20 protein-coding genes, 1 tRNA gene and 1 pseudogene are annotated in these 26,166 nt (G+C 63.8%); 16 read left to right on the plus strand and 6 right to left on the minus strand.

Translation table 11 applies throughout. The features are described 5' to 3' along the window. Positions 1 to 72: 72 nt before the first annotated feature. Both MMB49_RS02345 and MMB49_RS02350 read left to right on the plus strand, forming a co-directional pair. Positions 73 to 939 (plus strand): GNAT family N-acetyltransferase, encoded by an 867-nt coding sequence (locus MMB49_RS02345; RefSeq protein WP_047271617.1) that lies wholly within the window; start codon positions 73 to 75, stop codon positions 937 to 939. Continuing rightward, positions 936 to 2,318 carry an MFS transporter gene (locus MMB49_RS02350; protein ID WP_047271620.1) on the plus strand — a complete coding sequence of 461 codons (1,383 nt, stop codon included), beginning with the start codon at positions 936 to 938 and terminating at the stop codon, positions 2,316 to 2,318. The genes MMB49_RS02345 and MMB49_RS02350 overlap by 4 nt, the downstream gene beginning before the upstream one ends. Here the strand turns inward: MMB49_RS02350 and MMB49_RS02355 are convergent. The 3 genes from MMB49_RS02355 to MMB49_RS02365 form a co-directional block, all read right to left on the minus strand. Then, positions 2,257 to 2,769: a hypothetical protein gene (locus tag MMB49_RS02355; RefSeq protein WP_003820067.1), complete on the minus strand. Its 513-nt coding sequence runs from the start codon at positions 2,767 to 2,769 to the stop codon at positions 2,257 to 2,259. The genes MMB49_RS02350 and MMB49_RS02355 overlap by 62 nt on opposite strands. Before the next feature lie 68 nt (positions 2,770 to 2,837). After that, positions 2,838 to 3,017, minus strand: coding sequence for a type II toxin-antitoxin system RelB/DinJ family antitoxin (locus MMB49_RS02360; RefSeq protein WP_003812061.1), 180 nt, complete (start codon positions 3,015 to 3,017; stop codon positions 2,838 to 2,840). Positions 3,018 to 3,069: 52 nt separating this feature from the next. Beyond that, positions 3,070 to 3,405 carry a transposase gene (locus MMB49_RS02365; protein ID WP_229940925.1) on the minus strand — a complete coding sequence of 112 codons (336 nt, stop codon included), beginning with the start codon at positions 3,403 to 3,405 and terminating at the stop codon, positions 3,070 to 3,072. A gap of 239 nt (positions 3,406 to 3,644) precedes the next feature. Here MMB49_RS02365 and dapB point away from each other — a divergent pair, with 239 nt between their 5' ends. The 7 genes from dapB to MMB49_RS02400 all read left to right on the plus strand — a co-directional run bounded on the left by dapB (position 3,645) and on the right by MMB49_RS02400 (position 14,906). After that, positions 3,645 to 4,397, plus strand: a complete 753-nt coding sequence (gene dapB, locus MMB49_RS02370) for a 4-hydroxy-tetrahydrodipicolinate reductase (protein ID WP_003816186.1) — start codon at positions 3,645 to 3,647, stop codon at positions 4,395 to 4,397. A gap of 148 nt (positions 4,398 to 4,545) precedes the next feature. Next, a complete protein-coding gene (gene dapA / locus MMB49_RS02375; RefSeq protein ID WP_003816187.1) occupies positions 4,546 to 5,451 on the plus strand; it encodes a 4-hydroxy-tetrahydrodipicolinate synthase in 906 nt (301 codons plus the stop codon). Between the two features lie 173 nt (positions 5,452 to 5,624). Continuing rightward, positions 5,625 to 7,466: a ribonuclease J gene (locus tag MMB49_RS02380; protein ID WP_003812067.1), complete on the plus strand. Its 1,842-nt coding sequence runs from the start codon at positions 5,625 to 5,627 to the stop codon at positions 7,464 to 7,466. 165 nt (positions 7,467 to 7,631) lie between these two features. Further along, positions 7,632 to 10,244, plus strand: coding sequence for an aminopeptidase N (gene pepN, locus MMB49_RS02385; protein WP_047271622.1), 2,613 nt, complete (start codon positions 7,632 to 7,634; stop codon positions 10,242 to 10,244). Positions 10,245 to 10,837: 593 nt separating this feature from the next. Continuing rightward, a complete protein-coding gene (locus MMB49_RS02390; RefSeq protein ID WP_229940926.1) occupies positions 10,838 to 12,604 on the plus strand; it encodes a S8 family serine peptidase in 1,767 nt (588 codons plus the stop codon). A gap of 221 nt (positions 12,605 to 12,825) precedes the next feature. Next, complete coding sequence (gene glmM, locus MMB49_RS02395) at positions 12,826 to 14,211, plus strand: phosphoglucosamine mutase (protein ID WP_047272017.1); 1,386 nt, start codon at positions 12,826 to 12,828, stop codon at positions 14,209 to 14,211. 41 nt (positions 14,212 to 14,252) lie between these two features. Further along, a complete protein-coding gene (locus tag MMB49_RS02400) occupies positions 14,253 to 14,906 on the plus strand; it encodes a peptide deformylase (protein ID WP_003821640.1) in 654 nt (217 codons plus the stop codon). 336 nt (positions 14,907 to 15,242) lie between these two features. Here MMB49_RS02400 and MMB49_RS02405 read toward each other — a convergent pair whose 3' ends face one another. Next, positions 15,243 to 16,664 carry a hypothetical protein gene (locus MMB49_RS02405; protein ID WP_022173594.1) on the minus strand — a complete coding sequence of 474 codons (1,422 nt, stop codon included), beginning with the start codon at positions 16,662 to 16,664 and terminating at the stop codon, positions 15,243 to 15,245. Between the two features lie 276 nt (positions 16,665 to 16,940). Between MMB49_RS02405 and MMB49_RS02410 the strand changes: the two genes are divergently transcribed. The 3 genes and pseudogenes from MMB49_RS02410 to MMB49_RS02420 all read left to right on the plus strand — a co-directional run bounded on the left by MMB49_RS02410 (position 16,941) and on the right by MMB49_RS02420 (position 19,545). Next, positions 16,941 to 17,396 carry a very short patch repair endonuclease gene (locus MMB49_RS02410; RefSeq protein WP_229028962.1) on the plus strand — a complete coding sequence of 152 codons (456 nt, stop codon included), beginning with the start codon at positions 16,941 to 16,943 and terminating at the stop codon, positions 17,394 to 17,396. A 126-nt stretch (positions 17,397 to 17,522) separates the two neighbouring features. Beyond that, positions 17,523 to 18,719 (plus strand): aminotransferase class I/II-fold pyridoxal phosphate-dependent enzyme, encoded by a 1,197-nt coding sequence (locus MMB49_RS02415; RefSeq protein WP_003812081.1) that lies wholly within the window; start codon positions 17,523 to 17,525, stop codon positions 18,717 to 18,719. Positions 18,720 to 18,797: 78 nt separating this feature from the next. Further along, a pseudogene (locus MMB49_RS02420) lies at positions 18,798 to 19,545 on the plus strand (Ppx/GppA phosphatase family protein). A gap of 52 nt (positions 19,546 to 19,597) precedes the next feature. Here MMB49_RS02420 and MMB49_RS02425 read toward each other — a convergent pair. Beyond that, positions 19,598 to 20,347 carry a DUF4391 domain-containing protein gene (locus MMB49_RS02425; protein ID WP_047272020.1) on the minus strand — a complete coding sequence of 250 codons (750 nt, stop codon included), beginning with the start codon at positions 20,345 to 20,347 and terminating at the stop codon, positions 19,598 to 19,600. Between the two features lie 215 nt (positions 20,348 to 20,562). On the opposite strand from MMB49_RS02425, the gene thiF reads away from it, so the two are divergent. The 3 genes from thiF to MMB49_RS02440 all read left to right on the plus strand — a co-directional run bounded on the left by thiF (position 20,563) and on the right by MMB49_RS02440 (position 23,970). After that, positions 20,563 to 21,372 (plus strand): thiazole biosynthesis adenylyltransferase ThiF, encoded by an 810-nt coding sequence (gene thiF / locus MMB49_RS02430; RefSeq protein ID WP_003821634.1) that lies wholly within the window; start codon positions 20,563 to 20,565, stop codon positions 21,370 to 21,372. Between the two features lie 179 nt (positions 21,373 to 21,551). Continuing rightward, positions 21,552 to 22,919, plus strand: a complete 1,368-nt coding sequence (locus MMB49_RS02435) for a DsrE/DsrF/DrsH-like family protein (protein ID WP_047271626.1) — start codon at positions 21,552 to 21,554, stop codon at positions 22,917 to 22,919. 73 nt (positions 22,920 to 22,992) lie between these two features. Further along, on the plus strand, positions 22,993 to 23,970 hold the full coding sequence (locus MMB49_RS02440; protein ID WP_003821146.1) for a nucleoside hydrolase: 978 nt from the start codon (positions 22,993 to 22,995) through the stop codon (positions 23,968 to 23,970). A 642-nt stretch (positions 23,971 to 24,612) separates the two neighbouring features. Here MMB49_RS02440 and MMB49_RS02445 read toward each other — a convergent pair. Beyond that, positions 24,613 to 24,685: transfer RNA gene (locus MMB49_RS02445), tRNA-Arg, on the minus strand. Positions 24,686 to 24,899: 214 nt separating this feature from the next. Here MMB49_RS02445 and MMB49_RS02450 point away from each other — a divergent pair. Further along, positions 24,900 to 26,015: an endonuclease/exonuclease/phosphatase family protein gene (locus MMB49_RS02450; protein ID WP_047271628.1), complete on the plus strand. Its 1,116-nt coding sequence runs from the start codon at positions 24,900 to 24,902 to the stop codon at positions 26,013 to 26,015. The last annotated feature ends 151 nt before the right edge of the window (positions 26,016 to 26,166 follow it).

Consider the following 26,166-nt stretch of genomic DNA (forward strand, 5'->3'; position numbering starts at 1 on the left):
ATGCCGCGACCCTTGGCGCACCGTGTGGGCGGGCACACGTGCCGGACGCAACAACCACAAAGGAGCAGAACCATGGTTGCGCACGACAACACCGTCATGAATGCCACCATCACCAATGCCACGCCATCCGCCGATGACGAGAGCGCCCTCCCGGAGAGCACGCCGATCGGGACGGACCCACAGCGTGGCGTCATGTCTGACGTCGTGCCTGACGTCACGCCGGAGGAGGTGCCGGGCGTCACAATCGCATCTACGCCGGCAACGGCAACAGTGCCCGCCGAGGAGATGAAACCATCGCAATCGGTGACCTACCGGCCCATGCGTTGGAATGATCTGGACGACATCGTCCGGGAGTTCGACCGCACATGGGGTCAGTGCAGCGCGGCCGCCGGCACGCCGGTGTCCATGCAGATATCCCGGCACTTCGTGCTGCACTACCTCGAACCGACCACCCGCGCCATCATCGCCGAACTCGACGGCCGCTTCATGGGCGTCACACTGTCGCGCGTCGCCGGCGAGCCATTGGCCTTCCCGCAAGCCAAGCAGGAACTCGCCGCGATCAACGGCGAACTGAACCGGTCGACGCTCGGCGCGAAAACCCTGTCCGAGACCGAGCAATGGCATGAGATGGAACTGCGCATGGAACGCGAAATCGACATCAACGACGTCGCGCGCGGCGAGATCGAGCTGTTCCTCGTCGCGAAAAGCGCTCGCGGACACGGCGTCGGCGGTTCGCTCTGGCGGCAGGCGATGGACTATTTCGCGAATTGCCAGGTCGCCCGGTTCTACCTGCACACCGACTCCAGTTGCGACGTGAGCTTCTACGACCACAAGGGGCTGAACTGCATCGCCGCCCGATACGCGGCGGACCATCCCGAGGATGGCACAGACATGGACGACATCTTCATCTACGCCGGAACCCCGGAGAACACTCGATGAGCGGGGCTCAACAGCAGAGCCGATCCGCCGCATCGCAGTCGCCGTACGCGCAACTGTTCCGCATTCCCGGCGCCAAGGCGTTCTGCATCTCCGGAGCGGTGGCCCGATTGCCGATCTCGATGATGTCGCTGGGCATCGTGCTCGCGCTCAACCACATGTACGACAACTGGACGGTCGCCGGGTCGATGAGCGCCATGTACATCCTCGCCGTCGCCGCGGTCACGCCGTTCTACGCGCGCCTGTTCGACCGGTTCGGGCAGCGGCGCGTCGGACCGGTGGCGCTTGGCGTGCAGATAGTGGCGATGCTTGCGTTCGCACTGGCGGCGCTCGCCCGAGTGCCCATCCCGGTGCTGTTCGCGCTGGCCATATGCATGGGGCTGACCCAGTTCTCGTTCGGCGCCCTCGTGCGCACCCGCTGGGCGTATGCGCTGCGCGGTTCGCAACACGAGTCGCTGCTCAACACCGCGTACGCGCTGGAAGCGGCCATCGATGAGATCGTATTCATCTTCGGCCCGATTCTGGCGGCGTTCCTCGCCACCTCGGTGCACCCGGTGTCGCAGTTGTTCGTGCCCACGCTGGCCTGCGGCATCGGGGGAGCGGTGTTCTTCTCGCTGAAGAACACCGTCCCGCCCGTGTTGGAGCCGATTGACGTCGTCGCCGCCGAAATACCGGACGCGCAGTCGAACGCCGTCACCGGTCAGCCGGCTCCCGCACTCCAGACGGCCGGAGACCATGCCGCACCGACGCCCTCCCCCGAAGACAACGGTTTCCGGCTGCGTCGTCTGCACCGGCCCTATTCCGCCAAGCCGCGCAATGTACTGACGTATCGGGGCATTCTGCCACTGCTGGTCGTGTTCGTGGTGTTCAACATGAGCTTCACCGCATTCGACGTGTCCATGACGGCCACGATGAAGGCCGCCGGCGCGGAGCGGTTCCTCGGCCTGCAGCTCGCCATGTTCGCGGTCGGCTCCTGCATCGGGGCGGTCATCTTCGGTTCCCGGGAGATGAAAGGCTCGCACTGGCGGCATATGGTCATGTTCCTGACGCTGCTCACCGTCGGCTATGTGGTGTTCCGCATGGTGATGGGCAATTTCCTGATCCTCGGCGCCATGGAGATCCTGACCGGCCTGTGCGTCTCCCCGCTGTTCGCTACCGGCAACCTGATCGTCAAGGACATCGTGCCCGCGCGCTCGCTCACCGAAGGACTGTCGTGGGTGACCACCGCAGGCTCGGTCGGCACCTCGTTCGGGTCGACCATCGCCGGTGCCGTGCTGGACGCATCCAGTCCGCACATGAGCATGATGATTCCGTGGATCGTCACCCTGTGCGCGGTGCCGCTCGCCCTGCTCGGCTGGTTCCTCGCCCGAAAACGGCGCTGACGTCCGTCAGCCATGTACCCGCCGTGGAACGCGATGACGCAGAAGCGCGTCGCCGTGCCGTCAACAATCGCCTTGGCATACGGCCTGCGCTCGTACAGGCTCGCGCCGGTCTGAGCACCTGAGCCGACGCCGTCACCCTCGCCCGCGCTCCTGCGCAGATCTCCAGTATCTGCGCGACCCTGTCGTTCACGTCCGCCTTCGTGGCAAGCCGGTGTTCGAGCAACGGCTCGCCGATGGACCGCCCGATGGTCATTTGCGGGTTCAGCGCACTGTACGGGTCTTGGAAGATGTACTGCATCTGCGGACGTATCGTGCGCAGTTCGCGCTGGGGGAGCTTGAACAGGTCATGTCCCTTGAACAGCACCTCGTCGCGCTGCTCGATGGCCTGTTCGTGGCGCGACTGGTAGTCGGCCATGATACGGTCCCAGTTGTCCTCCGACCACGAGCCCATCTGCACTCACGGTGTCACCTCGGAATCCGCGCACGTCTTGAGGACGGAGGTCTTTGATGCGGATGACCTTATCTGCCATTCGACGTTTCCTTCTTGACCTCGAACGGGAGTCCCTGTTCCCTGACGACGGCCTTCAGGAAGATCGTGACCGCGCCGGAGAGGGTGAGCCCGAGGTCTTCGAGCACGCGGCTGGATTCCTCCTTGAGCTGCGGGTCTATCCTCATGGTCGTGGTGGGTATGCTCGCCATATGCGCCTCCTATGCTTGTCGGTTGTTCCGACTGTACATCGTATGCACGGTGTCATGCGGCTTTCCGCCAATAATCCATGTACGGTAGCGTCATGCGCTGGCAGTCACGGCGGCGGATGCGATACAGGCCTTTGCCGAGCTGGCGGGCGAGCAGCCCATCATCGTCGGTTTCGCCGAATCCGTCGGTGAACGCGACGAGCCATTGGAACCAGTCCAGGTAGGCTTGCAGGTATTTCGTTGACACGCCGTGGAAGCCGAACATGAAAGCCTCCAATCGCGCATGCAGCGTGTTCACGCGGTTGATGGCGAGATCGCGCTCCTGTGGCGTCAGTTCGCCAAGTTCCTTCCTGACCCTATCGGCTATACGCGCCACCTTGCCCGTTCTCATACCTACCATCATTGTAGCTACCCAGTAACCACACTGCAAGGCAAAAAGTCAACCTTGGTCTAACAGAGCCAAAATTTATGAAGCCGTATCAGTGCGTTGTGGAACGGTGCGCCGAACCGGTCGGAGCCGGGATGTGACCCAGCTTACGGACAGGTGGCCGGACCATGGGCCGGCATGCCTATATATTGGTAGGGAATTTTGGAAAAGTTACGGACGGTTTCGCTCGGAAAGGTCGTGTGATGGTCAGGGTTTCAGTGGTCGGCGCCAAAGGGCGCATGGGATCTCATGTGGTGGATGCGGTGAACGGTGCGCAGGACATGCAGCTCGCCTTCGCACTCGACGCGGGTGATGACCTGATGCGGATCACGCCGGAGAACACCGATGTCGTGGTGGAGTTCACCGTGCCGTCCGTTTCGCTCGACAATGTGCTCGCGCTTGTGAAGCGGGGGGTCGACGTGGTGGTCGGCACCACCGGCTGGACCGATGAGAGACTCGCCAAGGTCACGGCGGCGCTCGCCGAGGCTCCCCGTGGCGATCAGGCCGTGTTCATCGCGCCCAACTTCGCGATTTCCGCCGTGCTGGCCGATTATTTCGCCAAGGTCGCCGCGCCGTACTTCGAGTCCGCAGAGGTCATCGAGCTGCATCATCCCACCAAGGTGGATGCGCCCTCCGGAACCGCTATCCACACTGCCCGCGCCATCGCGGATGCGCGCAAGGCGGCCGGCCTCGGCGCCATGCCGGACGCCACCGAGACGGATGGCGGCTCTCGCGGGCAGGTCGTCGACGGCGTGCACGTGCATGCCGTGCGTCTGCGCGGGCTCAACGCGCATGAGGAGGTATTGCTCGGCAATGCGGGCGAGCAGCTGACCATCCGCGCCGACAGCTTCGACCGCATCAGCTTCATGCCTGGCGTGCTGCTCGCCGTGCGCAAGGTCGCCGACGGCGGTCATGCCGGCCTGACCGTCGGCCTCGACAAGTTCCTCGACCTGTAAAGCGTTGGCCTGGCATCCCCCATCCGGCGATAATCCCGTTTGGTGGGGTCTGGATGGGACTTTGGTGGGATGAAGGAGGTCCGGGACGCGTTCATATTATGTACGGGTGACGGCGATGCGTCCTTGCTGCCAAGTACGGTAAAGAGATATGAGTGACGGTACTATGCATCTTCTCAACCCGGCTCCGTTCGGACGCATCCTCCCCGCAATGGTCACCCCCATGAAAGCAGATGGGACGGTTGATTTCGAGGCCGCGCAGTCTCTGGCGAAGCAATTGGTCGCCGACGGCGCCGACGGATTGGTGGTGAACGGCACGACCGGCGAATCCCCCGTGACCCACATGGAGGAGAAGGTCGAGCTGGTGAGGGCCGTCAAGGAGGTCGTGGATGTCCCGGTGATCTCCGGTGCCGGATCGAACGATACCGCGCACACCGTGCGCATGGTCGAGCAGACGCAGGAGGCGGGAGCCGACGCGGTGCTCGTGGTTATGCCGTACTACTCGCGCCCCAGCCAGGACGGCGTGGTCGGCCATTACAAGGCCGTCGATTCCGTGGCCGAGAGGCCGATCATCGTATATGACGTGCCCGGCCGTACCGGACTGAAAGTCCGCGTCGAAACATATGACCGTCTTGCCGAGCTTGAGCATGTCAAAGCCGTCAAGGACGCGACCGGCGACCTCGCCGCCGCCGTCGAAAAGCAGCAGCGCACCGGCCTCGCCTGGTATTCGGGTGATGATGGCCTGTTCCTGCCGTTCCTGTCGATCGGCGCCGTGGGCATCATCTCGGTGATCGCGCACGTCGCCTCCTCGCCGATGCGCCAGCTGGTCGAGGCGTTCGACCGCGGCGACATCCATCAGGCGCAGCGCCTCGCCAACCAGCTCGCCCCGCTCGTCCACGCGCTCAACGGCGACGGCTACCAGGCCGTCATGGCCAAGGCCTCGCTGAGAATCAAGGGCTATCTTTCCTCCACGGCCATGCGCCTGCCGAACATCGGCCCGGACGCCGATCAACTGGCCAAGGCCGAAGAGGGCATGAAAGCAGCGGGACTGCTCTGACCGGGCCACACCGGCCTCGCTCGGGATGCACCCGGATTACGGCATCGTCCGACTCCGGGAACGGCCGTCCCGGTCGCGGATACGAACGGCCTCGGCGGACACGGGCGAGCGGTTGCAGATAACGTCGTTTCCGTGACACAGACGGAAACAAAGAAACAGAAAACCAATAGAGAATGGCACAAGAACAACAAAAGAAGAACAATTCACGCAGGTCCCGTTCTGGTGGCGCGTCGCGCCGCCGCGGATCCGCGAATCGCAACACCAGCAACGCCGGCTCGTTCAAGGGCCAGGCCACCGCTCCCCAGCAGGACGATGTCCTGATCGCCCCGCCGAAGTACCGCAAAGGTTCGATGCGCATCACGCCGCTCGGCGGTCTGGGCGAAATCGGCCGCAACATGAACGTAATCGAATACAACGGTCACCTGCTGCTCATCGACTGCGGCGTGCTCTTCCCCGAAGAGGAGCAGCCGGGCGTCGACCTGATTCTTCCTGATTTCAGCTACATCAAGAACCGTCTCGACAAGGTCGACGCGCTCGTGCTCACTCATGGCCATGAGGACCATATCGGCGGCGTGCCCTACCTGCTCAAGCTGCGCCCGGACATCCCGCTGATCGGCTCCAAGCTGACCCTCGCCTTCGTTGAGGCGAAATGCCAGGAGCACAACCAGCATCCCACCATGGTGGAGGTCAAGGGACGCGACAAGCTCAAGGTCGGCCCGTTCAATCTCGAATTCGTCACCGTCACCCACTCGATCCCCGACGCGCTCGCCGTGTACGTCAAGACGCCCGCCGGCTCCCTGATTGACACCGGCGACATCAAGCTCGACCAGCTGCCGCTCGACCACAAGATCACCGATCTGGTGGAATTCGGCAAGATCGGCGAGCAGGGCGTGGATCTGCTGATGATGGACTCCACCAACGCCGAGGTGCCAGGCTTCGTCAAGCCGGAGACCTCCATCGGACCCGCGCTCGACCAGGCGTTCGCGCAGGCGAGCCGCAAGATCATCGTCGCCAGCTTCTCCTCGCACGTGCACCGCGTCCAGCAGGTCGTCGACGTCGCCCACAAGTACGGGCGCAAGGTCGTCTTCGTCGGCCGCTCGATGGTGCGCAACATGTCCATCGCCGCCGACCTCGGCTACCTGCACATCCCCGAAGGCACCGTCATCGACCTCAAGAAGGCGCACGACGTGCAGGACGACAAGCTCGTCTTCATGTGCACCGGTTCGCAGGGTGAGCCGATGGCCGCCCTCGGACGCATCGCCGACGGCAACCACCGCGACATCACCATCAACGAGTTCGACACGGTGATACTCGCCAGCTCCCTGATTCCAGGCAACGAGCACGGCGTGTACAAGGTCATCAACAAGCTCGTGCAGCTCGGCGCGCGCGTCGTCAACCGCGACAACGCGGCCGTGCACGTGTCCGGTCACTGCAACGAGGGCGAGCTGCTGTACATGTACAACATCGTCAAGCCCAAGTGCGCGATGCCCATCCACGGCGAGAACCGCCACTTGGTCGCCAACGGCCTGATCGCCGTCAAGACCGGCGTCGATCCGAAGAACGTGGTGCTGGCGGAGGATGGCGACGTCGTCGACCTGTACCACGGTCAGGCCGCGGTCGTCGGCTCCGTGCCGTGCGGCTACGTGTACGTGGACGGCGATTCGGTCGGCGAGATCACCGACGAGGAGCTTGAGAAGCGCCGCATCCTCGGCACCGAAGGCTTCGTGTCCAGCTTCGTCGTGGTCGATACCGAGGCCTCCGAAGTCGTCACCGGCCCGAAGATCTTCCTCAACGCGGTTGCCGAAGACGAAAGCGAGTTCGACAAGATCCGCCATCAGATCGTCGAGCAGCTGCAGGACGCGATGATGCAGGGGACGAAGGACACGCACAGACTGCAGCAGATCATGCGCCGCACGCTCGGCGGATGGATCGCCCGACAGCTGCACCGCAAGCCGATGATCGTTCCGGTCGTCGCCGACATCGCCCAGGACATCATCGAAGAACCCAGCAAGTAAACCGCTTCGGCTCACGCAAGTGACGCCGGCATACGTCCAGAAGCAAGCCTGAACGTCAACGTCTCAGCGAGAAGTAGGGAATCGCGTGAACGGTTCCTTGTTCCTTTTTCTGTCGCGACGGTTCCGGCTTCTTTCGGGAAGACATATCAGAAGGAGTTAGAAAATATGCCAGGTGCAAACCTTACCCGCGTGGAAGCCGAGGAACGCAAGTCCATCGTCTCCGCCCCCATCAGCTACCATGTCCAGCTTGATCTGACCCGGGACGCGCGCACGTTCGGCTCGACCACGACGATCTGCTTCGGCGCCGAGCCGGGCAGCGAGACGTTCCTCGACCTGATCGCCGACAACGTGACCGAGATCATCCTGAACGACGAGGCGCTCGACCCCGCGCAGGTGTTCGAGGACAACCGCATCGCGCTCACCGGCCTGCGCCGCCGCAACGAGGTCACCGTCAAGGCCGACTGCGTGTACTCCAACACCGGCGAGGGCCTGCACCGCAGCGTGGACCCGTCCGACGGCAACATCTACCTGTACTCCCAGTTCGAGGTGCCGGACGCGCGCCGCGTGTACGCGGTGTTCGACCAGCCCGACCTGAAGGCCACGTTCGACTTCACCGTGCTCGCGCCGAAGTCGTGGATCGTCACGTCGAACATGCCGGTCAAGTCCAAGGAGGACGTCGACGACGTCATCACCGCAGACGGGGTGCTCGGCGACCACGAGCCCGAATCCGCCCGCAGCTGGACGTTCGAGACCACGCCTATCATGAGCTCGTACCTGACCGCCATCTGCGCCGGTCCGTACGCCGAATGGCACACCACCTACCTCAACGAGGACGGCCGCACCGTGCCTATGGCCCAGTACTGCCGCCAGGCGCTCGCCCCCGCGTTCGCCAAGGACGTCGACTACCTGTTCGACATCACTAAGAAGGGCTTCGCGTTCTACGCCAAGACGTGGGGCGTGCCCTACCCGTACGCCAAGTTCGACCAGATCTACGTGCCCGAGTACAACGCGGGCGCGATGGAGAACATCGGCATGGTCACGATCCGCGACCAGTACGTGTTCGAGTCGAAGGTCACCGACGCGCTCGCCGAGCGCCGCGTGGTGACCGTGCTGCACGAGCTCGCCCACATGTGGTTCGGCGACTACGTGACGATGAAATGGTGGAACGACCTGTGGCTCAACGAGTCCTTCGCCGAGTTCACCTCCACGCTCGCCACCGCCGAGGCCACCGAATGGCATGACGCCTGGGCCACGTTCTGCTCCGGCGAGAAGAGCTGGGCGCTGAACCAGGACCAGCTGAGCACCACGCACCCGATCGTCGCCCCGATCAACGACCTCAACGACACGTACGTCAACTTCGACGGCATCACCTATGCGAAGGGCGCCTCCGTGCTCAAGCAGCTCGTGTACTACGTCGGCCGCGAGAAGTTCTTCCAGGGCATCAACCAGTACCTCAACAAGTACGCATACTCCAACGCCACGCTCGCCGACCTGCTGCACGAGCTGGAGAAGGCGTCCGGCCGCGATCTCAAGGCGTGGAGCGCCAAGTGGCTGGAGGAGTCCGGCATCAACACGATCGCCACCGAGGTCGAGGAGAACGCGGACGGCACCATCGCCTCGCTCACGCTCAACCAGACCGCCCCCGCCGAGCACCCGGTGTTGCGCCCGCATCGCCTCGCGGTCGGCTTCTACGACGAGGATCCGGCCACCGGCAAGATCGTGCGCACCGACCGCTTCGAGCTTGACGTGGACGGCGAATCCACCGTGGTCGCCGCCGCGGCCGGCAAGAAGCGCCCCGCGTTCATCCTGGTGAACGACGATGATCTGACATACACGAAGCTGCGTTTCGACGCCGATTCGCTCTCGTTCGCCCTGGCGAACCTGCAGCGTTTCGATGATGCGCTCGCCCGCGCGGTCGTGTGGCTGTCGCTGTGGGACATGACCCGTGACGGCGATCTCGCCGCCGAGAAGTTCATCGACACGACGCTGGCGCTGCTCGCCACCGAGACCGAGTCCACCACGTTCCGTTACGCGCTGAGCTGCATGAGCACCACCGCGTGGCACTACACCGCGCCGGATCGCCGCGCGGACGTGGTCAAGCACATCGCCAAGGAGCTGTGGAAGCTCGTCATCGCCGCTCCCGGCGGATCCGACCAGCAGTTCCAGCTCGTCACGGCGTACCTCGGCTACGGCGAGGAGGGCGACGCCGAGTTCGCCGAGCACGCGCAGGGCCTCTTCGACGGCTCGCTGATCGTGGCCGGACTGGAGATCGACAACAACTTCACGTGGACGATCATCAACGCGCTCTCCTCGGTGAAGCTGATCGACCAGGCCGGCATCGACGCGCAGCTCGCCAAGCGCGACACCACCGAGAACCGCGAGTTCGCGCTCGGCGCCCACGCGGTGCGTGGCGACGCCGCCGCGAAGGAATGGGCCTGGAACGAGGCGCTCAACAACGCCGACCTGACCAACATGCAGCTGGAGGCCGTGGCCCGCGGGTTCGGCGCCACGCCGCGCCCCGACCTGGCCGAGCCGTACGCCGCCAAGTACTACGACGTGGTCGACTGGGTGTGGAAGAACAAGAGCTTCCACATGGCCGAGGCGCTGCTTGAGGGCCTGTACCCGTACTACGCCGACCCGGCCACGCTGGTCGAACTCGGCCATCGGTGGCTCACCGACCATGAGGATGCCGACAACGCCCTGAAGCGCATCGTGCGCGGCAATGTGGAATCCTCGCAGCGCACGCTCAAGGTGCGCGACTTCAACGCCGCGCTGTAAGACGGCGCGACCGACCCATACGAAACGCCCTTCGCGTAACGTGCGCCTGCAAGGCCGCCGTTCGCGCGAAGGGCGTTTCGCGTGCATGAGTATGTACCGGCGGTGCGGCAGAGTCGTCGTGTTGCCGTATCGCCGTGTTGCCGTGATTCGTTGTACAACTCCCGCATATCAGCGAAACGCAGATGTTGTGCACCTACGGCGCTGTACAACTCCCGCAAACGGGCAAAATATACGTGTTGTACAGTGACTTGAGCCGCGAAATCGTTGATTTCAAGCCATTCTCTTATCGCGCCTAAATATCTGCCGTCGTACAACTCCTGCATAATGCGTAATCGCGGACGTTGTCCAGCGTGATGTACCGTGCCGTCACATGCCGCGCCCCTGCGACTGCGCCGTTCACTGCCCGTATACCGAAATGTTACGGGAAAGGGGTATTGCTGAAAGCTTCATGAGAGTACACTTTCGGATTGTAGGGGGTTCATCATGAAACTCCTCGGCGATATCATCCAAAGACGGCGTGAGCCGGGAAGGGCAGGTTCATGGTTTCTCGTTAGTCGAGGGTGAAGGCCGGGTGCGCGTTCGCGCTGGCGTGTGTGTTGCCTTGCGCGTGGACGCCCGGCGCGTTCGCGGCGGATGACGGGCGTTGGCCGGTGGCGAACGATGTGGTGGCTGCCGCGTGGAAGCAGGGCATTGATGGTTCCGGTGTGAAGGTGGCGGTGCTGGATTCGCAGGCGGTGGAGGATTATCCCGCGTTGAAGCATGCCTCGATCACATACAAGCTGGGACGATTCCATAACGTGGATGACAAGACGGTCGAGTGCAAGGTGGACGGCAAGCCGTTGACCGCGACGATCAAGTCCGGTGAAGGCGACTACTACTCCTCGCGCGGCACCGACATGCTGGCATGGATCGTGGGTGATGGAATCAACTACACTTCGAAGTGGCCCGGAATCATGGGGGCGGCGCCCAAAGCGGACGTGTTGCATATTACGGATGGGGCGGTTAATGCGGGGCCTGTTGTGACACCTTGCGATCAGAAACTCGCGGGTGATGCGACAAGCGACAGTGGTGCAGATGTCAAGACGGCGGTGGACTGGGACGCTCGCATCCTCAACCGTTCCCAGGGAGGTGATCTCGTCAGCGCGGATTATGCCGGGTATGTGGATGCCCTGCGTCATGGGGTCGTCATGGTCGGAGGACGTGCGAATGACATGAATCCCGGCTTGGATGATCTGACCGGCGACCCGCGCAGCATGGAGACCTTCCCCGGTGTGGTGATGGTGAACAGCGTGGACGAGTCCGGGAACCTGGCTTCCACCTCGGATGTCATGGACGGCAATGTGGCGGTGCTGTCCTATGGCATGAACGTATTAGACCCGGTCAATCCTCTTTCGAATGTCTACAATATCGCGGGCAATGGCGGCACGTCGACCGCGGCCGCGGTGTTGTCGTCGTACCTGGCGCTGGCCATGCAGAAGTGGCCCGACGCGACGGGCAACCAGATCATCCAGTCTTTGATACGCAACACGAAGAGCGGCAAGGGCAAGCCGGTCATTGACCCGGAACGCAAGCGGGGGTTCGGCGAGGTGGACCTGAATGCGCTGCTGACGGTCGACCCGACCCAGTACAAGGATGTGAACCCGATTCTGGAGTACCAGATGAAGGCGGCCGCCCAATACCCGGATCTGAAGGACTGGTACACGCAGGATTGCAAGACGAACCCGGACGGCGTTGGCACCGCAGCGGATAATGTCCCGTGTGAGGCCGGGCTCATCGGGCGGGAGTACGAGCGTCAGCAGGCGGCGTGGAAGAAGGTGGAGCAGTGCCGTTCCGATGGCGGCTCCGACTGCATGCAATACTCCGCGACGAACACCGCCGATGGTTCGAACAATAACACCACGACACCGAACGGGCAGGCCAAGCCCGAAGGAGACCCGTCGCAGAGCGCTTCGTCCGGCATGCCGGTGTGGCTGTGGGGCGTGATCGGCGCAGGCGTGGCCGCTATAGCCGCGGGCGTGATAATCGCCCTGGTGGTGTCTCGGCGGCGTAGGACGCGCGCGCGGATTCCCGTATCCGGTGTGGCATATGGCAGTGTTCGATCATACCCCAACGGACCCGTGCCATCCCGCCCATATCCTGGTGGATCACAGGGGAGTGGGGGTCAGGCTCCGCCTGCCCCGAACCGGGTGCCGGAACAGCCACCTAGCCAGCCGCAGCAGCCATATCCTCAGCAGGTCCCCCGGCAAGGATTCGCTCCGCCGCAACCATACCCGCCGACTGAACCGGCTTCCGGAGTCCCAGCCCCTGACAACCATGGTGGCAATGGAAACTCCGGCGGACATGGACGGCATTCAGGGTAATGACCACAGCAGAGAAAGCCCCAATCGGCCCCTTCTCTCATTGGCAAATGACTCGCGAATCTGCTTGTATTCTCTCACATGCCTTTCTCCGAAACTGGCAATTGCGCGTGATTTGGGCAGTATTCATGGATATGGGTGCAATCGCTCCGCCGGCCGGTTACGATGGTGCTCGGTATGTCGAAGAGACGGCGGAAGCCGTCGAAGCAAAGGAATCGCAGATTATGCCGAGATTGTTTGGAACCGATGGCGTTCGTGGATTGGCGAACAGGGATTTGACCGCGCGTCTGGCGCTTGATCTGGGGGATGCCGCCGTGCGCGTGCTGGGCAACAGTGCCGTCAGGGAAGGCCTGCCGGAGGGCCGCCGTCGTGCGCTGATCGGCCGTGATACGCGCGTGTCCGGTGATTTTCTGGCGTCCGCGCTGTGCGCCGGCATGTCTGCTGGCGGCTTCGACGTGATCGACGCGGGCATCATCCCCACGCCGGGCGTCGCGTTCCTGACCTCCGTGCTCAACGTCGAGATGGGCGCGGTGATCTCCGCGTCGCACAACCCCATGCCCGACAACGGCATCAAGTTCTTCGCGCGCGGCGGTTTCAAGCTGCCCGACAGCAAGGAAGACGACATCGAGGCCGTGCTCGGTCAGGACTGGGACCGTCCGACCGGCGCGGGCATCGGCCGCGTCTCGCATGAGACGGTGACCGCCACGAACCTGTACATCGACCATCTGGTGTCGACCATCGCCCCGCTCAACCCGGACAAGACCCAGCCCAAGCCGTTGCGCGGCCTGAAGATCGTGGCGGACTGCGCGAACGGCGCCACATCGGTGGTCGCTCCGGAGGCGCTGCGCCGCGCCGGCGCGGAAGTGCTGGTCATCAACGCCTCCCCGGATGGATACAACATCAACAAGAACGCCGGTTCCACGCACCCCGAGCAGCTGCAGGCCATGGTCAAGGCCACCGACGCGGTGATGGGCGTCGCGTTCGACGGCGACGCCGACCGATGCCTCGCCGTGGATGAGGACGGCAACATGGTCAACGGCGATCAGATCATGGGCATCCTGGCCCGCGCCAAGAAGGAGGCCGGCAAGCTCGCCGACAACACGCTCGTCGTCACCGTGATGAGCAACCTCGGACTCAAGCTCGCCCTCAAGGACATGGGTATCAAGACCGTGCAGACCGCGGTCGGCGACCGCTACGTGCTGGAGGAGATGCTCCGCGGCGGCTACACGCTCGGCGGCGAGCAGTCCGGCCACGTCATCAACCGCGAGTTCGCCACCACCGGCGACGGCACCCTGACCGCGCTCACCCTGTGCAACGAGGTCGTCAAGTCCGGCAAGAGCCTCAAGCAGCTCGCCGCGGACTTCCCGCAGCTGCCGCAGCAGCTCGTCAACGTGCCGAACGTCGACAAGATGGCCGCCACCACCAACGCGGCGGTGCAGGCCGCCGTCGACAAGGAGTCGAAGCTGCTCGGCGACACTGGTCGCGTGCTGCTGCGTCCGTCCGGCACCGAACCGCTCGTACGCGTGATGGCCGAAGCCGCCACGCAGCAGCAGGCCGACGAGGTGTGCGACCGGCTCGCCAAAGTCGTGGCCGACGAGCTCGCGCTGTAGAACGAATAACGGCAATACCGCAATACCAAGGAATCACTCGTATGTTCGGAAAAAACACGAAAGTCGACCTCGAACTCAACCGTGAGGTCGAGCAGCTCCTCAAAACCGGCGGCAAGGAGCGAATCCTGCCGATTGTGCAGGCCGGCGAACCGGTGCTGCGCCAGCAGACTGTGCAATACTCCGGCCAGCTGAGCAAGGGTACGCTGAACAAGCTCATCGACACGATGCACACGACGATGCTGGAAGCGCCGGGAGTCGGCCTGGCCGCCACACAGATCGGCCTGGGGCTCGCGCTCGCGGTGGTCGAGGACCACGTGCGCGACGACGAGGACGATCCGCGCGAAATCGCCGAATTCCCGTTCCACGTCATCATCAACCCCAGTTATGAGCCGATCGGCGACGCGACCCGCAGCTTCTACGAAGGCTGCCTGAGCTTCGACGGATATCAGGCCGTGCGTAGGCGCTGGCTCGACATCACCGCACGCTGGACCGACGAGAACGGCAAGCAGCATGAGGAGCGTCTGCACGGTTGGCCGGCGCGCATTTTCCAGCATGAGACCGACCATCTGAGCGGCGAACTGTACATCGACAAGGCCGAGATTCGCAGTCTGACCACCTACGAGAACCTTGAGGATTTCTGGTGCGACGACCCCGTGCCGACCGACGCCGCCGAGGAACTCGGCTTCGAGCTGTAGGCCGGGGCTGGGCCGACTCTGGTCGCGGCTGGTTACGGCTAACTGCTGTACAACTTCCGCATTATCGATATTTGCGCGTGTTGTCCCGCGAAATCAGGACGCCACACGCGCAAAACGCTATTATTTCGCAGAATAATTGCGGAAAAACGTTGCAGTTAAGCCGTTTTTGCTGAATCGTGTCGGTGTGGGTCATCGCTGCCGGCTGGACAACTGCCGCAAAAGTCGATAATGCGGGAGTTGTCCAGCCGGCGAACGCGAAGACCCCCCCACGAGCCGATTGCACACGAACCGTATACGTGCTTTAGGCTCGGCGATCCATCGCGGCGGACGAGCGCGTCACAATACCGCCGCGAGATCGGCGCGGGCGTCGGGGAACGTGCGGCAGTAGCGTTCTGCCTCGGCACTCAGCCGCTCGTTGACGAGCAGCCGCTCGTAAATCGGATTGCGGGCGTAGCGTCCGGATCCGTCATCGTACGCCGTGACGATGCTCCGCACCTGCCCGGCCCAATCCCGGCCGCTGATCGCGCGCAGCTGGGCGATGGTGTGCAGGTCGGAGGGGTCGTACGCCTCGACGATGCGCTCGCGGTACATCGCCCTGAGCTCGTCCCAACGTCCCAGCGCCTCGAATGCGGCCTCGCGCAGGGATTCCCACTCATACGCAACCAGATCCTCCGGGAACATCACCGTGTACTGGTTCGGCCGGTCGCGCTCCACCATGTCGATGAAGCCGATGAGCTCATCCCAGCGCTCCGCCGCGATAAGGCGCGCCGCGTAGGCATCCGCCATGGCTTCCGATTCGTGGTGGCTCACCAAGAAGCGGTCGGCGTCGGCCGCATCACCGCTCACGCGCATCAGATCATGGCGCAGGAACATGATCGATTCCTCGAACTGCTGGTGCGCCGACAGCGCCACCGTGCGCTTGATGAGTTCCGAAGCGTCGGCCGTCGAGCCGGTCGCGGCCTCGGCGGCGATGACGCCATCGTCGTGTGCCGTTTCGCCGTCGCATCGCCCGTCCTCGTCGATTTTCGCCTCCTTGGCGAAACGATCCATCGTGTCAAGGGCGCTGTTCAGCGCATCATAGGCGAACATGCGCGTATCGTCCCATTGCGCGAACGACAGGCCGCACGACAGCAGCTCCACCATCTGCGTCGCGTTCAGCTGGAAATCCTCGTTGCAGGCCACCCGCGTGATCAGTCGCAGCGCCTTCTCCCCGTCCTGCGGGTCGGCGTTGCGCGCCACGGAATCCATGTACACGCGCACGTTCTGGATGAGCTCCTTGAGATAGTCGAAGCCCTCGCCGTCCCGGTCCGCCGCGTTGCCCACGAATCGCGCGGTCATCTCGACCGACTTCGCCAGATTCGTGGTGGCATCGACCCAGCGCGTGCTCATCAGCGCGTTGCCGACCACGGCATCCACTCCCGACAACGCCTGCGAATCGATGCGGAACGTGGGCATGTCGTTGCGCGGCATGGACACGCCGTCCTCGGTGCGTTCGGCGGTCGGCACGGTGGATGAGATGGAGTCGAAGTACCATTGCATCGTCAACCCGATCACGTCGGCGACCTCGTTGGGAGCGGCGACGGGCACATTGTTGCGGTTGTCGTCGTCCTGGGCGGACGCGTCGGAGATCATATGGTTCCACAGGAACGTAGGGCCGTCGAAATCCGTTGATGCCAGCCAGCTGTCATTGACGAAATCCACGACGTCGTCGAGCTGTTGCCGCGGATCCACGCTGATCGAGGTGGTTGAGCCATCCATGATTCTGCCTCCCTGGTTCCGCTCCGTGGTTGCAAGCGTACGTGTAGTCTATCGCGATTGACGCTCCGACGTCGGCAATGGCGGATAATGGAGACCGTGAGCGAACAAAGCGTAAACCATGACGAGCGACGGCAGGCGGCGAAAGGCGCCGGCGATGAGATGACGGCTGCGGACAAGGCCGAGGGAAAAGCCACGAGGAAGACCGGTGGATCCGGCAAATCGGGCGCGACGGCCAAGCCCGGCGAACGGTATGAGCGGGGCACGCGCAGCTACACGATGTCGCATATCCGCGGGAAGGACACCCGCATCGAAGTACTCGTGCGCCGGTACCTGTTCTCGCGGGGGCTTCGGTTCCGCAAAAACGACAGGCGCTATCCCGGCCATCCCGACGTGGTTCTGCCCAAATGGCATACGATCGTGTTCATCAACGGATGCTTCTGGCATGCGCATCAGGGATGTTCCAAGTATTCCATTCCCAAATCCAACGTGGAATTCTGGACCGCGAAACTGACCCGCAACCATGACCGCGACATCGCGCAGCACGCCGCGCTCGAATCCGCCGGATGGCATGTCATCGTCGTCTGGGAGTGCGAGCTCGCCAAGCCCGTGCGCGAGGCGCGTCTGGAACGGCTCTACACCGAGATCACCGCGTCTTGTTCCATGGCGTCCAATGAGCTTGCTGGCCTCGCCAATGCGGCCGGTCCCGTCAATGCAGGCGGTTCCATCGTATAATTCCCCGATTACCGGCTCCACATCCGGCCATAGTCCCGTGAACGCCCGGTGAAACGGGACTTTGCCGGGAGGGTGGTAGGCAATTACAATCGGTGGCAGTACCGAATGGACGGCAAAGGGTGATGCATGATGAGCGAGACGAAACAGCCGACGATGTCACGACGCGCACGCGAGGCGCAGCCGTTCCGGGCAATGGTGTTCGGCGAGAGGGCCGACGAGATGATCGCCCGCAGCATCAGCGTCATCAAGCTGAGTCTGGGGGAGCCGGATTTCGGAGCGCCGCCCGCCGTGCGCGACGCGATGCGAGAGCAATATGATGGCCGCGCGCTGCCGTACACCGCTGCGCTGGGCCTGCCCGAGCTGCGACGCGCCATCGCCGACTTCTACCATGAACGCCATCATGTCGACATCGACCCCCGACGCATCGTCATCACCGCAGGCGGGTCTGCCGCACTGTTGCTGGCCACCGCGCTCACCGTCGACCCCGGCGACGAGGTGATCGTCGCCGACCCGTCCTACCCGTGCAACCGCGAACTGATCCGCTCCTTCGAAGGCGTGGTGGTGGACGTGCCGACCAGCGCGGCCACCCGCTTCCATCTCAACGCCGAACTGGTCGACCGCGCGTGGAGCGAGCGCACCAAGGCGGTGATGGTCACGTCGCCGTCCAACCCCACCGGCACGACCATCGACTTCGACGTGCTCAAAGGCGTGTGCGATCTGGCGCGATTCCGCGGCGCGTGGCGCATCATCGACGAGACATACCTCGACCTCGCCGACCGGGAGCCCGACGGCAGCGAGGTCAGGTCCGCGCTGCTCGCCGACCCGGACGCGATCATCTGCAACAGCTTCTCCAAGTTCTTCGGCATGACCGGCTGGCGTCTCGGCTGGGCGGTGGTGCCCGAATACACGATCGAGGCGGTCGACGATCTGGCGACCAACTATTATCTATGCGCGCACACGCCCACCCAGCATGCTGCGCTCGCCTGCTTCACGCCCGAATCGTTGGCGGTGTGCGAGGAACGCAGACAGGAGCTGCTCGCCCGCCGCCGCATCGTCGTAAGTGGTCTGGAGCGCATCGGCCTGCCGCTCGAAGTGGTTCCGAACGGCGCGTTCTACGCGTATTTCAGCGTCGCGGGAACCGGTTTGGACGCGTGGACGTTCTGCGAGCGTGCGCTGGAAGAGGCGCATGTGGCGCTGACTCCGGGACGGGATTTCGGCCCGGCGACCGCGGACACGCATGTGCGGCTGTCCTACGCGGCGTCGCGCGAGGCGTTGACGGAGGGGCTGTCCCGGCTCGGAAAGTTCGTCGCCTCGCTGCGATGATTCTCCGATAACCGCGGCCGGCCTTGGGTGGAACACCGCGCTCATGCTGCGGCCGCGCCGGTGATACAGTGAGATGCTATGGTGAATTTGCGTTCGCGCGTCACTCGATTGGGCGTGTTTGACATCGGCTCCAACACGATTCATATGCTGATCGTCGACGCTGCGCCCGGCGCGCGACCCGATCCCGAGGCCAGCACCAAATCCACGGTGCGGCTGATGCAGTATGTCAAGGATGACGGGTCGATCAAGAAGTCCGGCATCGAGGCGATTCTGACCGCCGTGGATCAGTGCATGGAACTTGCCGAGGAATACGACATCACGCAATTGCTCGCGATGGCCACGTCGGCCATCAAGGAGGCTCCCAACAGCAACAAGATCCTGCGCAAGATTGAAGAGCGCATCGGCCAGAGCGTGACCGTGCTGTCGGGAACGGACGAGGCCCGCTTGACGTTCCTCGCCGCCCGACGCGTTCCCCAAATCCAAGCATCCGGCGCATGCCGTGGGCACGTCAAAGACGTTCCGCTCATTGGCACGTCTGGCGGGCGCGGTGCTGCGCCAGTCCGGGCGCGAGGACACGTGGATCATGACGCGCGAGCAGCTGGAGGACTGGATTCCCCGGCTTGCGGCCATTGAGCCGGAGCAGCGCGTGGCGTTGCCGGGCATCACGCCGGAGCGCACGATGCAGATCGTCGGCGGCGGCATCGTGGCCGACGAGATCATGAGGTCCCTGAACGTGCATGAGGTCGAGATCTGCCCGTGGGCGTTACGCGAGGGCGCGATTCTGCGCTGGCTCGATCAGTTCGGCCGCACGCGGCTGGGTTTCTGATCGTTGCGGTTTCTGCGCGCAGCGTCTAGATGCCGCGCCGGTGACGGGGCATCTACTGCTCCAATTGTGCCAGCTGCGTGCGAATCTTATGCAGTTTGGCGTAAATCTCGTTGCGCTGGGCGGGGTTCTTGGCACGCTGATGATCACGCGACAGCTTCTCTTCGGTGGCTTTCAGCGTGACGATCTGGTCCCGGCGGGCGATTCGCGCGTCCAGATTGGCTCCGTCCGCGGAATCGAGAATCGCCTGCGCGCACAGCGAATCCCACAGGTCGTCCATCGTCTTCGCGCCGCCGTCGGCGTTCCCCTCCGGTAGTTCCAGCGTGACCTCGCCGGCCGGCCTCCATTCGCCGGAGAACACTTTCGTGATCGGCACATGACCGGCACGGACCGGCACGTTGCGGCGCACGGCCAGCGCACACTCCTCGCGTACCGCGCCTTCGAACTCGCCTTCGTGCACGCAGACGAACACGATGCCGGATTTACGCTGTCCGGCGATCAGATCGATCACCTCGACGGGGATGCCGGGCGTGTTCACGCGCAGGCCAATCACCAGCACCTCGGGCATCTTGCCGCTGCCGGCGCCCATCGCCGTGTTCGCGGGCCGCAGCAGCGCGAGCATCGTGATCGAGGCGATGTCGTTGACCAGTCGCTGCTTGAGTTTGGACGATACCGGCGCCTTCGCCACGAACAATCCCTTCGGCAGCGTGCCCTTCTGCTCGGGAATCGCCGCCGAGGCCGGCAGTCCCAGCGTCAGGGCGGATACCTCGCCGCAGTGTGCGACGGTCAGGTGTGCAGCAGTCATCATCGGCCTCCTTGTGTTCGCCTCCGGCGGCAGGCCCGCCTGTGCGCATTGCTCCAATCCTAACCCCATCCGGGCGCCCGCCGGGGATGATCGTCACAAAACGGCCGGCCGTGTGCTCCCTGCGCGAAATACCGTTCCTCCGTTACGCTATGCTGTGCATACATCGACGAGTCGGGCGACGTCGCGGACGGGTGACGCTGACAGGGGAGAAGGACATGGCTTTCACGGATGACCAGCTGGAGAGATATTCGCGGCATCTGATTCTGAAGGAGATCGGCGTACGCGGACAGAAGAAGCTGCTCGCCGCGCGAGTGCTGGTCATCGGCGCGGGCGGTCTGGGATCGCCGGCCGCGATGTATCTGGCGGCCGCCGGCGTCGGCACGATCGGCATCGTCGATGATGATGTGGTGGACCTGTCGAACCTGCAACGTCAGATCATTCACGGCACCGGCAACGTCGGCATGCCGAAGGTCGAATCGGCGGCCGAAACCGTCACCTCCATCAACCCAGACGTGACGGTGAAGCCGTATCACATACGCGTATCTGCCGGCAATATCGCCGAGCTGATTGCCGGCTACGATGTCATCGTCGACGCCGCGGACAATTTCTCGACGAAATTCCTCATCAACGACGCCTGCGTTCTTGCCGGGAAGCCGTATATATATGGTGGCGCGCTGCGGTTCGAGGGCCAGCTCATGACGTATGTGCCCGGGCGAGGCCCCTGCTACCGCTGCATTTTCCGCGATATGCCCGCGGCCGGCGAGGTGCCCAGCTGCAAGGAGGCCGGCGTGCTCGGCGCAGTGGTCGGAGTGATCGGCAGCATGCAAGCGGTGGAGGCGGTGAAGCTGATACTCGGCGTCGGCAAGCCGCTGACCGCCCGGCTGATGACGTTCGACGCGCTGGCGATGACGTGCCGCGCCGTGCCGTTGCCGGAGCGCGAACCCGATTGCCCGGTGTGCGGCGAGCATCCGACCATAACCACGCTGGATCCGGCGCGATACATCCAGCCGGCGTGCGGCGTGTGAATGACGGCGATTCCGCCGTTTAATAACGCGCCATCACCGGCGTCTATCACCACGCTGCAACGGGAGCCAGACATCTGGCATAGGCTCATGAACGGATACCGTGCGCCTGCGGCGGCCAAAGGCGCAAGGCGCGCGCAGGCGCTGGCATAAGCCACGAACATATGAGGGGAGCATCTGACATGACGGACAAGCACATCGATTCACCGCTGGCGGACGACGACGGCGATGCCATCAAGCGCATCACGCCGGCACGATTCGCTGAGCTCGACAAATCCACGGTGACGCTGCTGGACCTGCGCGAGCCCGACGAGGTGTTGGTCCATGGCCTTGATGGCGCGATCAATATCCCGTTCAACCAGATCGGCACGAGGCTGAGCCAGGTGCCGAACGACAAGCCGGTCGTCGTGTTCTGCCGGGTGGGGGATTGGAGCGAGCAGGTCACCGAGATCCTTGCCGATCGCGGCTATGACGCCATCAACCTTGACGGCGGATTCCAGGCGTATCGGGAGTATCTCGCCTCTCTGCCGCAACAGCGGGAGAACGACGTCGACGATGGTGATGCCCGGCCCGAAAAGCAGACGAAGGGAAGCGCCGCGACGCTCTCCATCCCGGCCGCGGCGCAGCAGATATCCCTGCGCGGCCCTGAGCATGAAAGCAAGTCGACGGGGGCTGCCGACTCGGCCGTCTCGCACGGCAGCAATGGAGATACGGACGGCGCGCAGCCTCACGCGGTATTCGTCGACGCCAAAGGGCTCAAGTGCCCCGGTCCGATCGTGAAGATCGCCGACACGCTGCGCCCGCTGCCGATCGGAACCCGACTGACCGCCGAGGCGACCGAAGACGCCTTCCTGTCAGACATCGCGGTGTGGTGCGAACGCACCGGCAACCGTCTCGTCTCGCTCGAACGCGACGAAAACGGCGTGATTCATGTCGTCATCGACAAGACCGCGCACATGCCGGCCCCCGGCGCTCCGGCCGCCGCATGCCCGTCGTCGCCGGCCGGTCGGGCGGTATCGGCCGAGACTCCCGCCGCCGCACCGCAGCAGACCGGCTTCAACCCGGATGGCGGCGACGTCCGCCATGACAAGACCTTCGTCGTGTTCAGCGGTGACCTCGACAAGACCATCGCCGTGTTCATCATGGCGAACGGCGCCGCCGCGATGGGCCGCAAGGTCACGATCTTCTTCACGTTCTGGGGGCTCAACATTCTGCGCAAGCCCAAGCGCGTGCGTGTCAGGAAGACGCTCATCGAGCGCATGTTCGGCATGATGATGCCGCGCGGCACGCGCAAGCTCGGCCTCTCGCGCATGAACATGGGCGGCATCGGCGCGAAGATGATCCGCTGGATCATGAAATCCAAGAACGTGGAATCACTCGAATCGCTGATGAAGCAGGCGACCGATCACGGCGTGCGACTGGTCGCATGCCAGATGTCGATGGACATCATGGGCATCCATCAGGAGGAGCTCATCGACGGGGTGGAGCTCGGCGGTGTCTCAACGTTCCTCGGCTCCGGCGAGACCAGCGACATGAGCCTGTTCGTCTGACGGGACGCGGCGAGTCCGGTTGACAGTCGCCATAGGTGTGCGGCGTAGAATACGGAAGGCAAAGGAGACCCGCATGACACGCAAACTCATTCTCGATTTGGATACCGGCATCGACGACACACTGGCAATCGCGTATGCGCTCGCAAGCGAACAGGCCGATGACGTCCGGCTGATCGGCATCACCGGCACCTATGGCAACGTCACCGTCGAGACCGGCATGCGCAACGCGCTCGCCGTCACCGACCTGCTTGGGCATCCCGAAGTGTCGGTGTATCCCGGTCTCGACCGCCCGTCGACCGCACCGGAAAACTTCCGCTATTCGCCGTCGGCAGGAACGCGGCGCATCCACGGCGACAACGGCATCGGCGACATGACGATCCCCGATTCGCGGCGCTCGCCGGAAACGACGGCCGCGGCGGATTTCATCATCGACGCGGCGCACACGTACGGCAAGGACTTGGTCATCGTGCCCACCGGCGCGATGACCACGATCGCCGAAGTCTGCCGTCGTGAGCCGCGCATCGGCGAGCTCGTCGGTTCCATCACGTTCATGGGCGGTGCGCTGACCGTGCCGGGCAATGTGACACCCGGCGCTGAAGCGAACATCATGCAGGACCCGGAGGCCGCCGACGCCATCCTGCGCAGCGGCGTGGAAACCACGATGATCGGCCTTGACGTCACGCATCAGGCGGTGCTCACGCGGCGCGACATCGAGCGATGGCGGCGGCTGGGCACCGCGGCGGGTGATTTCCTGGCGGGCATGACGGATTTCTACATCGACGCGTATTCGGCGACGCAGCCCGAGCTGGAGGGGTGCGGCATGCACGATCCGCTTGCCGTGGCCGCGGCGCTCGACCCGACGCTGGTCACCACGCTGGGCATGAACCTGCAGGTCGACTTGGAGGGCGCGTATCGCGGCAGGACCATCGGCGACCGCGCTCACGACCGGCTCACCGACTCGCACAAGACCACGCAGGTGGCCGTGCGCGTCGACATCGCGCGATTCAAGAGCCAGTTCCTTGACCGGATCACGGCGCTGGCCTCCCACTGATCACCGCGAGACGGGCGGCTGCTGATCGCCGCGCGGCGCTTGACCATTCCCTGCCCTCTTCCCGCGAAAGTCCCATGTACATTGGTCGTGATGGGACTTTCGCGGGATGGCGGCGGAGCCGAGCCGGGCGGATTCTAGTGGTGGTTGCAACACCAAAAACACCAGGTGTTGCAACCACCACTAGAATCCGCCCTCCTCATGCCGCCTTGGCCCGTCCTGTCGGCGGCGGTGCTGGAGGTGACGCGCACGGGGATGTCATGCATGATGCCGGTCGGTCACTGTTCTGCACGCATGCTATCGGGCGTCGCTGGAAGGTCTGTGACGACGATGTCGAAAAATGGCGCTCTCAAAACTCGCAGAGTGACGGCACCCTTTAAAACCATTGGAAAATAAGGGATTTCAACAACCGACACTGTGCGCGTGCACACACAGAGTGACGGTACCCTCACACAGTGACGGTACCCTCGCACAGTGACGGTATATTCCCGAAATATCTCGTATGGTATGGATGCGCGGGGATTGGGATCCGGGCGATAGACTCGATAGTTATTCAAGGATGACCGAATGATTCGGTAAACCGTGCCCGTTGATATCAGCGGGCACGGTTCCGCTCGTTCTGCTCGGGTCTTCCAGTCGAATGGGTGCCCCGGATGCGATTCGAACGCACGACACCCGCTTTAGGAGAGCGGTGCTCTATCCCCTGAGCTACCGGGGCAACGAATGACCATTATACATGTCGGGCGGATATGCGCGTATCGTGCGCAGTGTGAAGCCCGCAGGCCGCCGCGCATACGTGCCGGAATGGGGAATGATTCTCGGGAACGATGGCGTCCGCGGTTCCGGGGCGTTATCGTATGAGCTTGTATGCGCGACGGCTGGAAGAATACATGTCGTTGCGTACCGGTTGACGGACGACAGGGGAGTGGCGAATGGCAAACGCGCGAGGATCATCACGGAACGCCTACGGCTCAGCGGCTCGGCGGTCCGGCGCGTCGTCCGGCACTGCGAAAAGGCCCGCCGCGAAAACAAGCGCCCCACGCGGCCGACGCCACCGTCTCCTTGGCGTCTTGTCGGTCATATTCGCCGCTCTCGCATTGGCGTGCAGCGTCCTGCGCATGCTCCCCGAGGACCTGCAGGCGCTGCCGTACATCCCCGTGATCGTATCCGCGACGCCGTGGTTCGTGATTCTCGCCGTGCTCGCGCTGATACTGTCGGTCATCTCGCGCCGCTGGATCGCCATGCTGATGGCGCTCGCCTGCATCGGCCTCCAGGTGTGGTGGCAGTGGCCGTTCTTCAGCGCGTCCACGAAGCTGCCGGCGGCCGTCGACGCGGCCATGGCATCGACCCGGGCGGACACCGGCGACATGATCGCCCGCGTGATGACCTTCAACGTCTACAAAGGCCATGCGGACGCGAAGGCCATCGTCGACATCGTGCGGGATCAGCGCGTCGAAGTGCTCGCGTTGCAGGAGACGACGAACGATTTCGTCAAGAAGCTCGACGAGGCGGGCATCCACAGCTATCTGCCGTATTCGCAGGTTTCGTCGTCGGACGGTGTCTACGGCAACGGCATCTGGTCCGCGACCGAGCTCGGGCGTCCGGTCGATGACGAGGTCGGGTCGAGCGCGTCGTTCATGCCGGGCGGCACCGTGACGTTCGGCGGCGGCAAGGCCCAGCTGCGATTCGTCTCCGTGCATACCACCGCGCCGATTCCCGGCTACTGGAGCCGGTGGAAGCGCTCGTTGGACGAGCTGGCATCCATGCGCTCGCGCGAAGGTTCGCGCTACGTGTTCATGGGCGATTTCAACGCCACGACCGACCACACGCCGTTCCGCAACATCCTGGGGAACCGGTTCTCGGACGCCGCACGGCAGTCGGGGCACGGGTTCACGTTCACCTGGCCGTCCAACAAGCTGCCGCTGCCGCGGTTCGCCGGCATCGACCATATCGTGCTGGACAAGGACATCATCGCCGGTCAGATGCAGGTCAAGTCGGTCGCCGGCTCGGATCACGCCGCGCTGCTCGCCACCATCGTCGTGCAGTGACGGCGGTGACGGCCGGCTGATCGGGGCGGTACCTTACGGCGACGTTGTCATGTTGTGGTAGGCGTCGGACGATGACGGATGCCGCGTAGTGCGACTACGGTGCGTGGCACTACGGCGGTGCGTCACCACGCATATGGGAACATAGATGGTC

The organism is Bifidobacterium sp. SKU (assembly GCF_026016405.1).
Classification (GTDB): Bacteria; Actinomycetota; Actinomycetes; order Actinomycetales; family Bifidobacteriaceae; genus Bifidobacterium; species Bifidobacterium bifidum.

What these genes read in the sequence shown, in the direction of transcription:
- MMB49_RS02350 (WP_047271620.1), top strand. Translation starts at nt 936, where the DNA reads ATGAGCGGGGCTCAACAGCAGAGCCGATCCGCCGCATCGCAGTCGCCG.
- MMB49_RS02345 (WP_047271617.1), top strand. Translation starts at nt 73, where the DNA reads ATGGTTGCGCACGACAACACCGTCATGAATGCCACCATCACCAATGCC.
- MMB49_RS02440 (WP_003821146.1), top strand. Translation starts at nt 22,993, where the DNA reads ATGACACGCAAACTCATTCTCGATTTGGATACCGGCATCGACGACACA.
- glmM (WP_047272017.1), top strand. Translation starts at nt 12,826, where the DNA reads ATGCCGAGATTGTTTGGAACCGATGGCGTTCGTGGATTGGCGAACAGG.
- MMB49_RS02415 (WP_003812081.1), top strand. Translation starts at nt 17,523, where the DNA reads ATGATGAGCGAGACGAAACAGCCGACGATGTCACGACGCGCACGCGAG.
- dapB (WP_003816186.1), top strand. Translation starts at nt 3,645, where the DNA reads ATGGTCAGGGTTTCAGTGGTCGGCGCCAAAGGGCGCATGGGATCTCAT.
- MMB49_RS02450 (WP_047271628.1), top strand. Translation starts at nt 24,900, where the DNA reads ATGGCAAACGCGCGAGGATCATCACGGAACGCCTACGGCTCAGCGGCT.
- thiF (WP_003821634.1), top strand. Translation starts at nt 20,563, where the DNA reads ATGGCTTTCACGGATGACCAGCTGGAGAGATATTCGCGGCATCTGATT.
- MMB49_RS02360 (WP_003812061.1), bottom strand. Translation starts at nt 3,017, where the DNA reads ATGGCGAGCATACCCACCACGACCATGAGGATAGACCCGCAGCTCAAG.
- MMB49_RS02355 (WP_003820067.1), bottom strand. Translation starts at nt 2,769, where the DNA reads ATGGGCTCGTGGTCGGAGGACAACTGGGACCGTATCATGGCCGACTAC.
- MMB49_RS02435 (WP_047271626.1), top strand. Translation starts at nt 21,552, where the DNA reads ATGACGGACAAGCACATCGATTCACCGCTGGCGGACGACGACGGCGAT.
- MMB49_RS02425 (WP_047272020.1), bottom strand. Translation starts at nt 20,347, where the DNA reads ATGACTGCTGCACACCTGACCGTCGCACACTGCGGCGAGGTATCCGCC.
- MMB49_RS02405 (WP_022173594.1), bottom strand. Translation starts at nt 16,664, where the DNA reads ATGGATGGCTCAACCACCTCGATCAGCGTGGATCCGCGGCAACAGCTC.
- MMB49_RS02365 (WP_229940925.1), bottom strand. Translation starts at nt 3,405, where the DNA reads ATGAGAACGGGCAAGGTGGCGCGTATAGCCGATAGGGTCAGGAAGGAA.
- dapA (WP_003816187.1), top strand. Translation starts at nt 4,546, where the DNA reads ATGAGTGACGGTACTATGCATCTTCTCAACCCGGCTCCGTTCGGACGC.
- MMB49_RS02380 (WP_003812067.1), top strand. Translation starts at nt 5,625, where the DNA reads ATGGCACAAGAACAACAAAAGAAGAACAATTCACGCAGGTCCCGTTCT.
- MMB49_RS02400 (WP_003821640.1), top strand. Translation starts at nt 14,253, where the DNA reads ATGTTCGGAAAAAACACGAAAGTCGACCTCGAACTCAACCGTGAGGTC.
- pepN (WP_047271622.1), top strand. Translation starts at nt 7,632, where the DNA reads ATGCCAGGTGCAAACCTTACCCGCGTGGAAGCCGAGGAACGCAAGTCC.
- MMB49_RS02410 (WP_229028962.1), top strand. Translation starts at nt 16,941, where the DNA reads ATGTCGCATATCCGCGGGAAGGACACCCGCATCGAAGTACTCGTGCGC.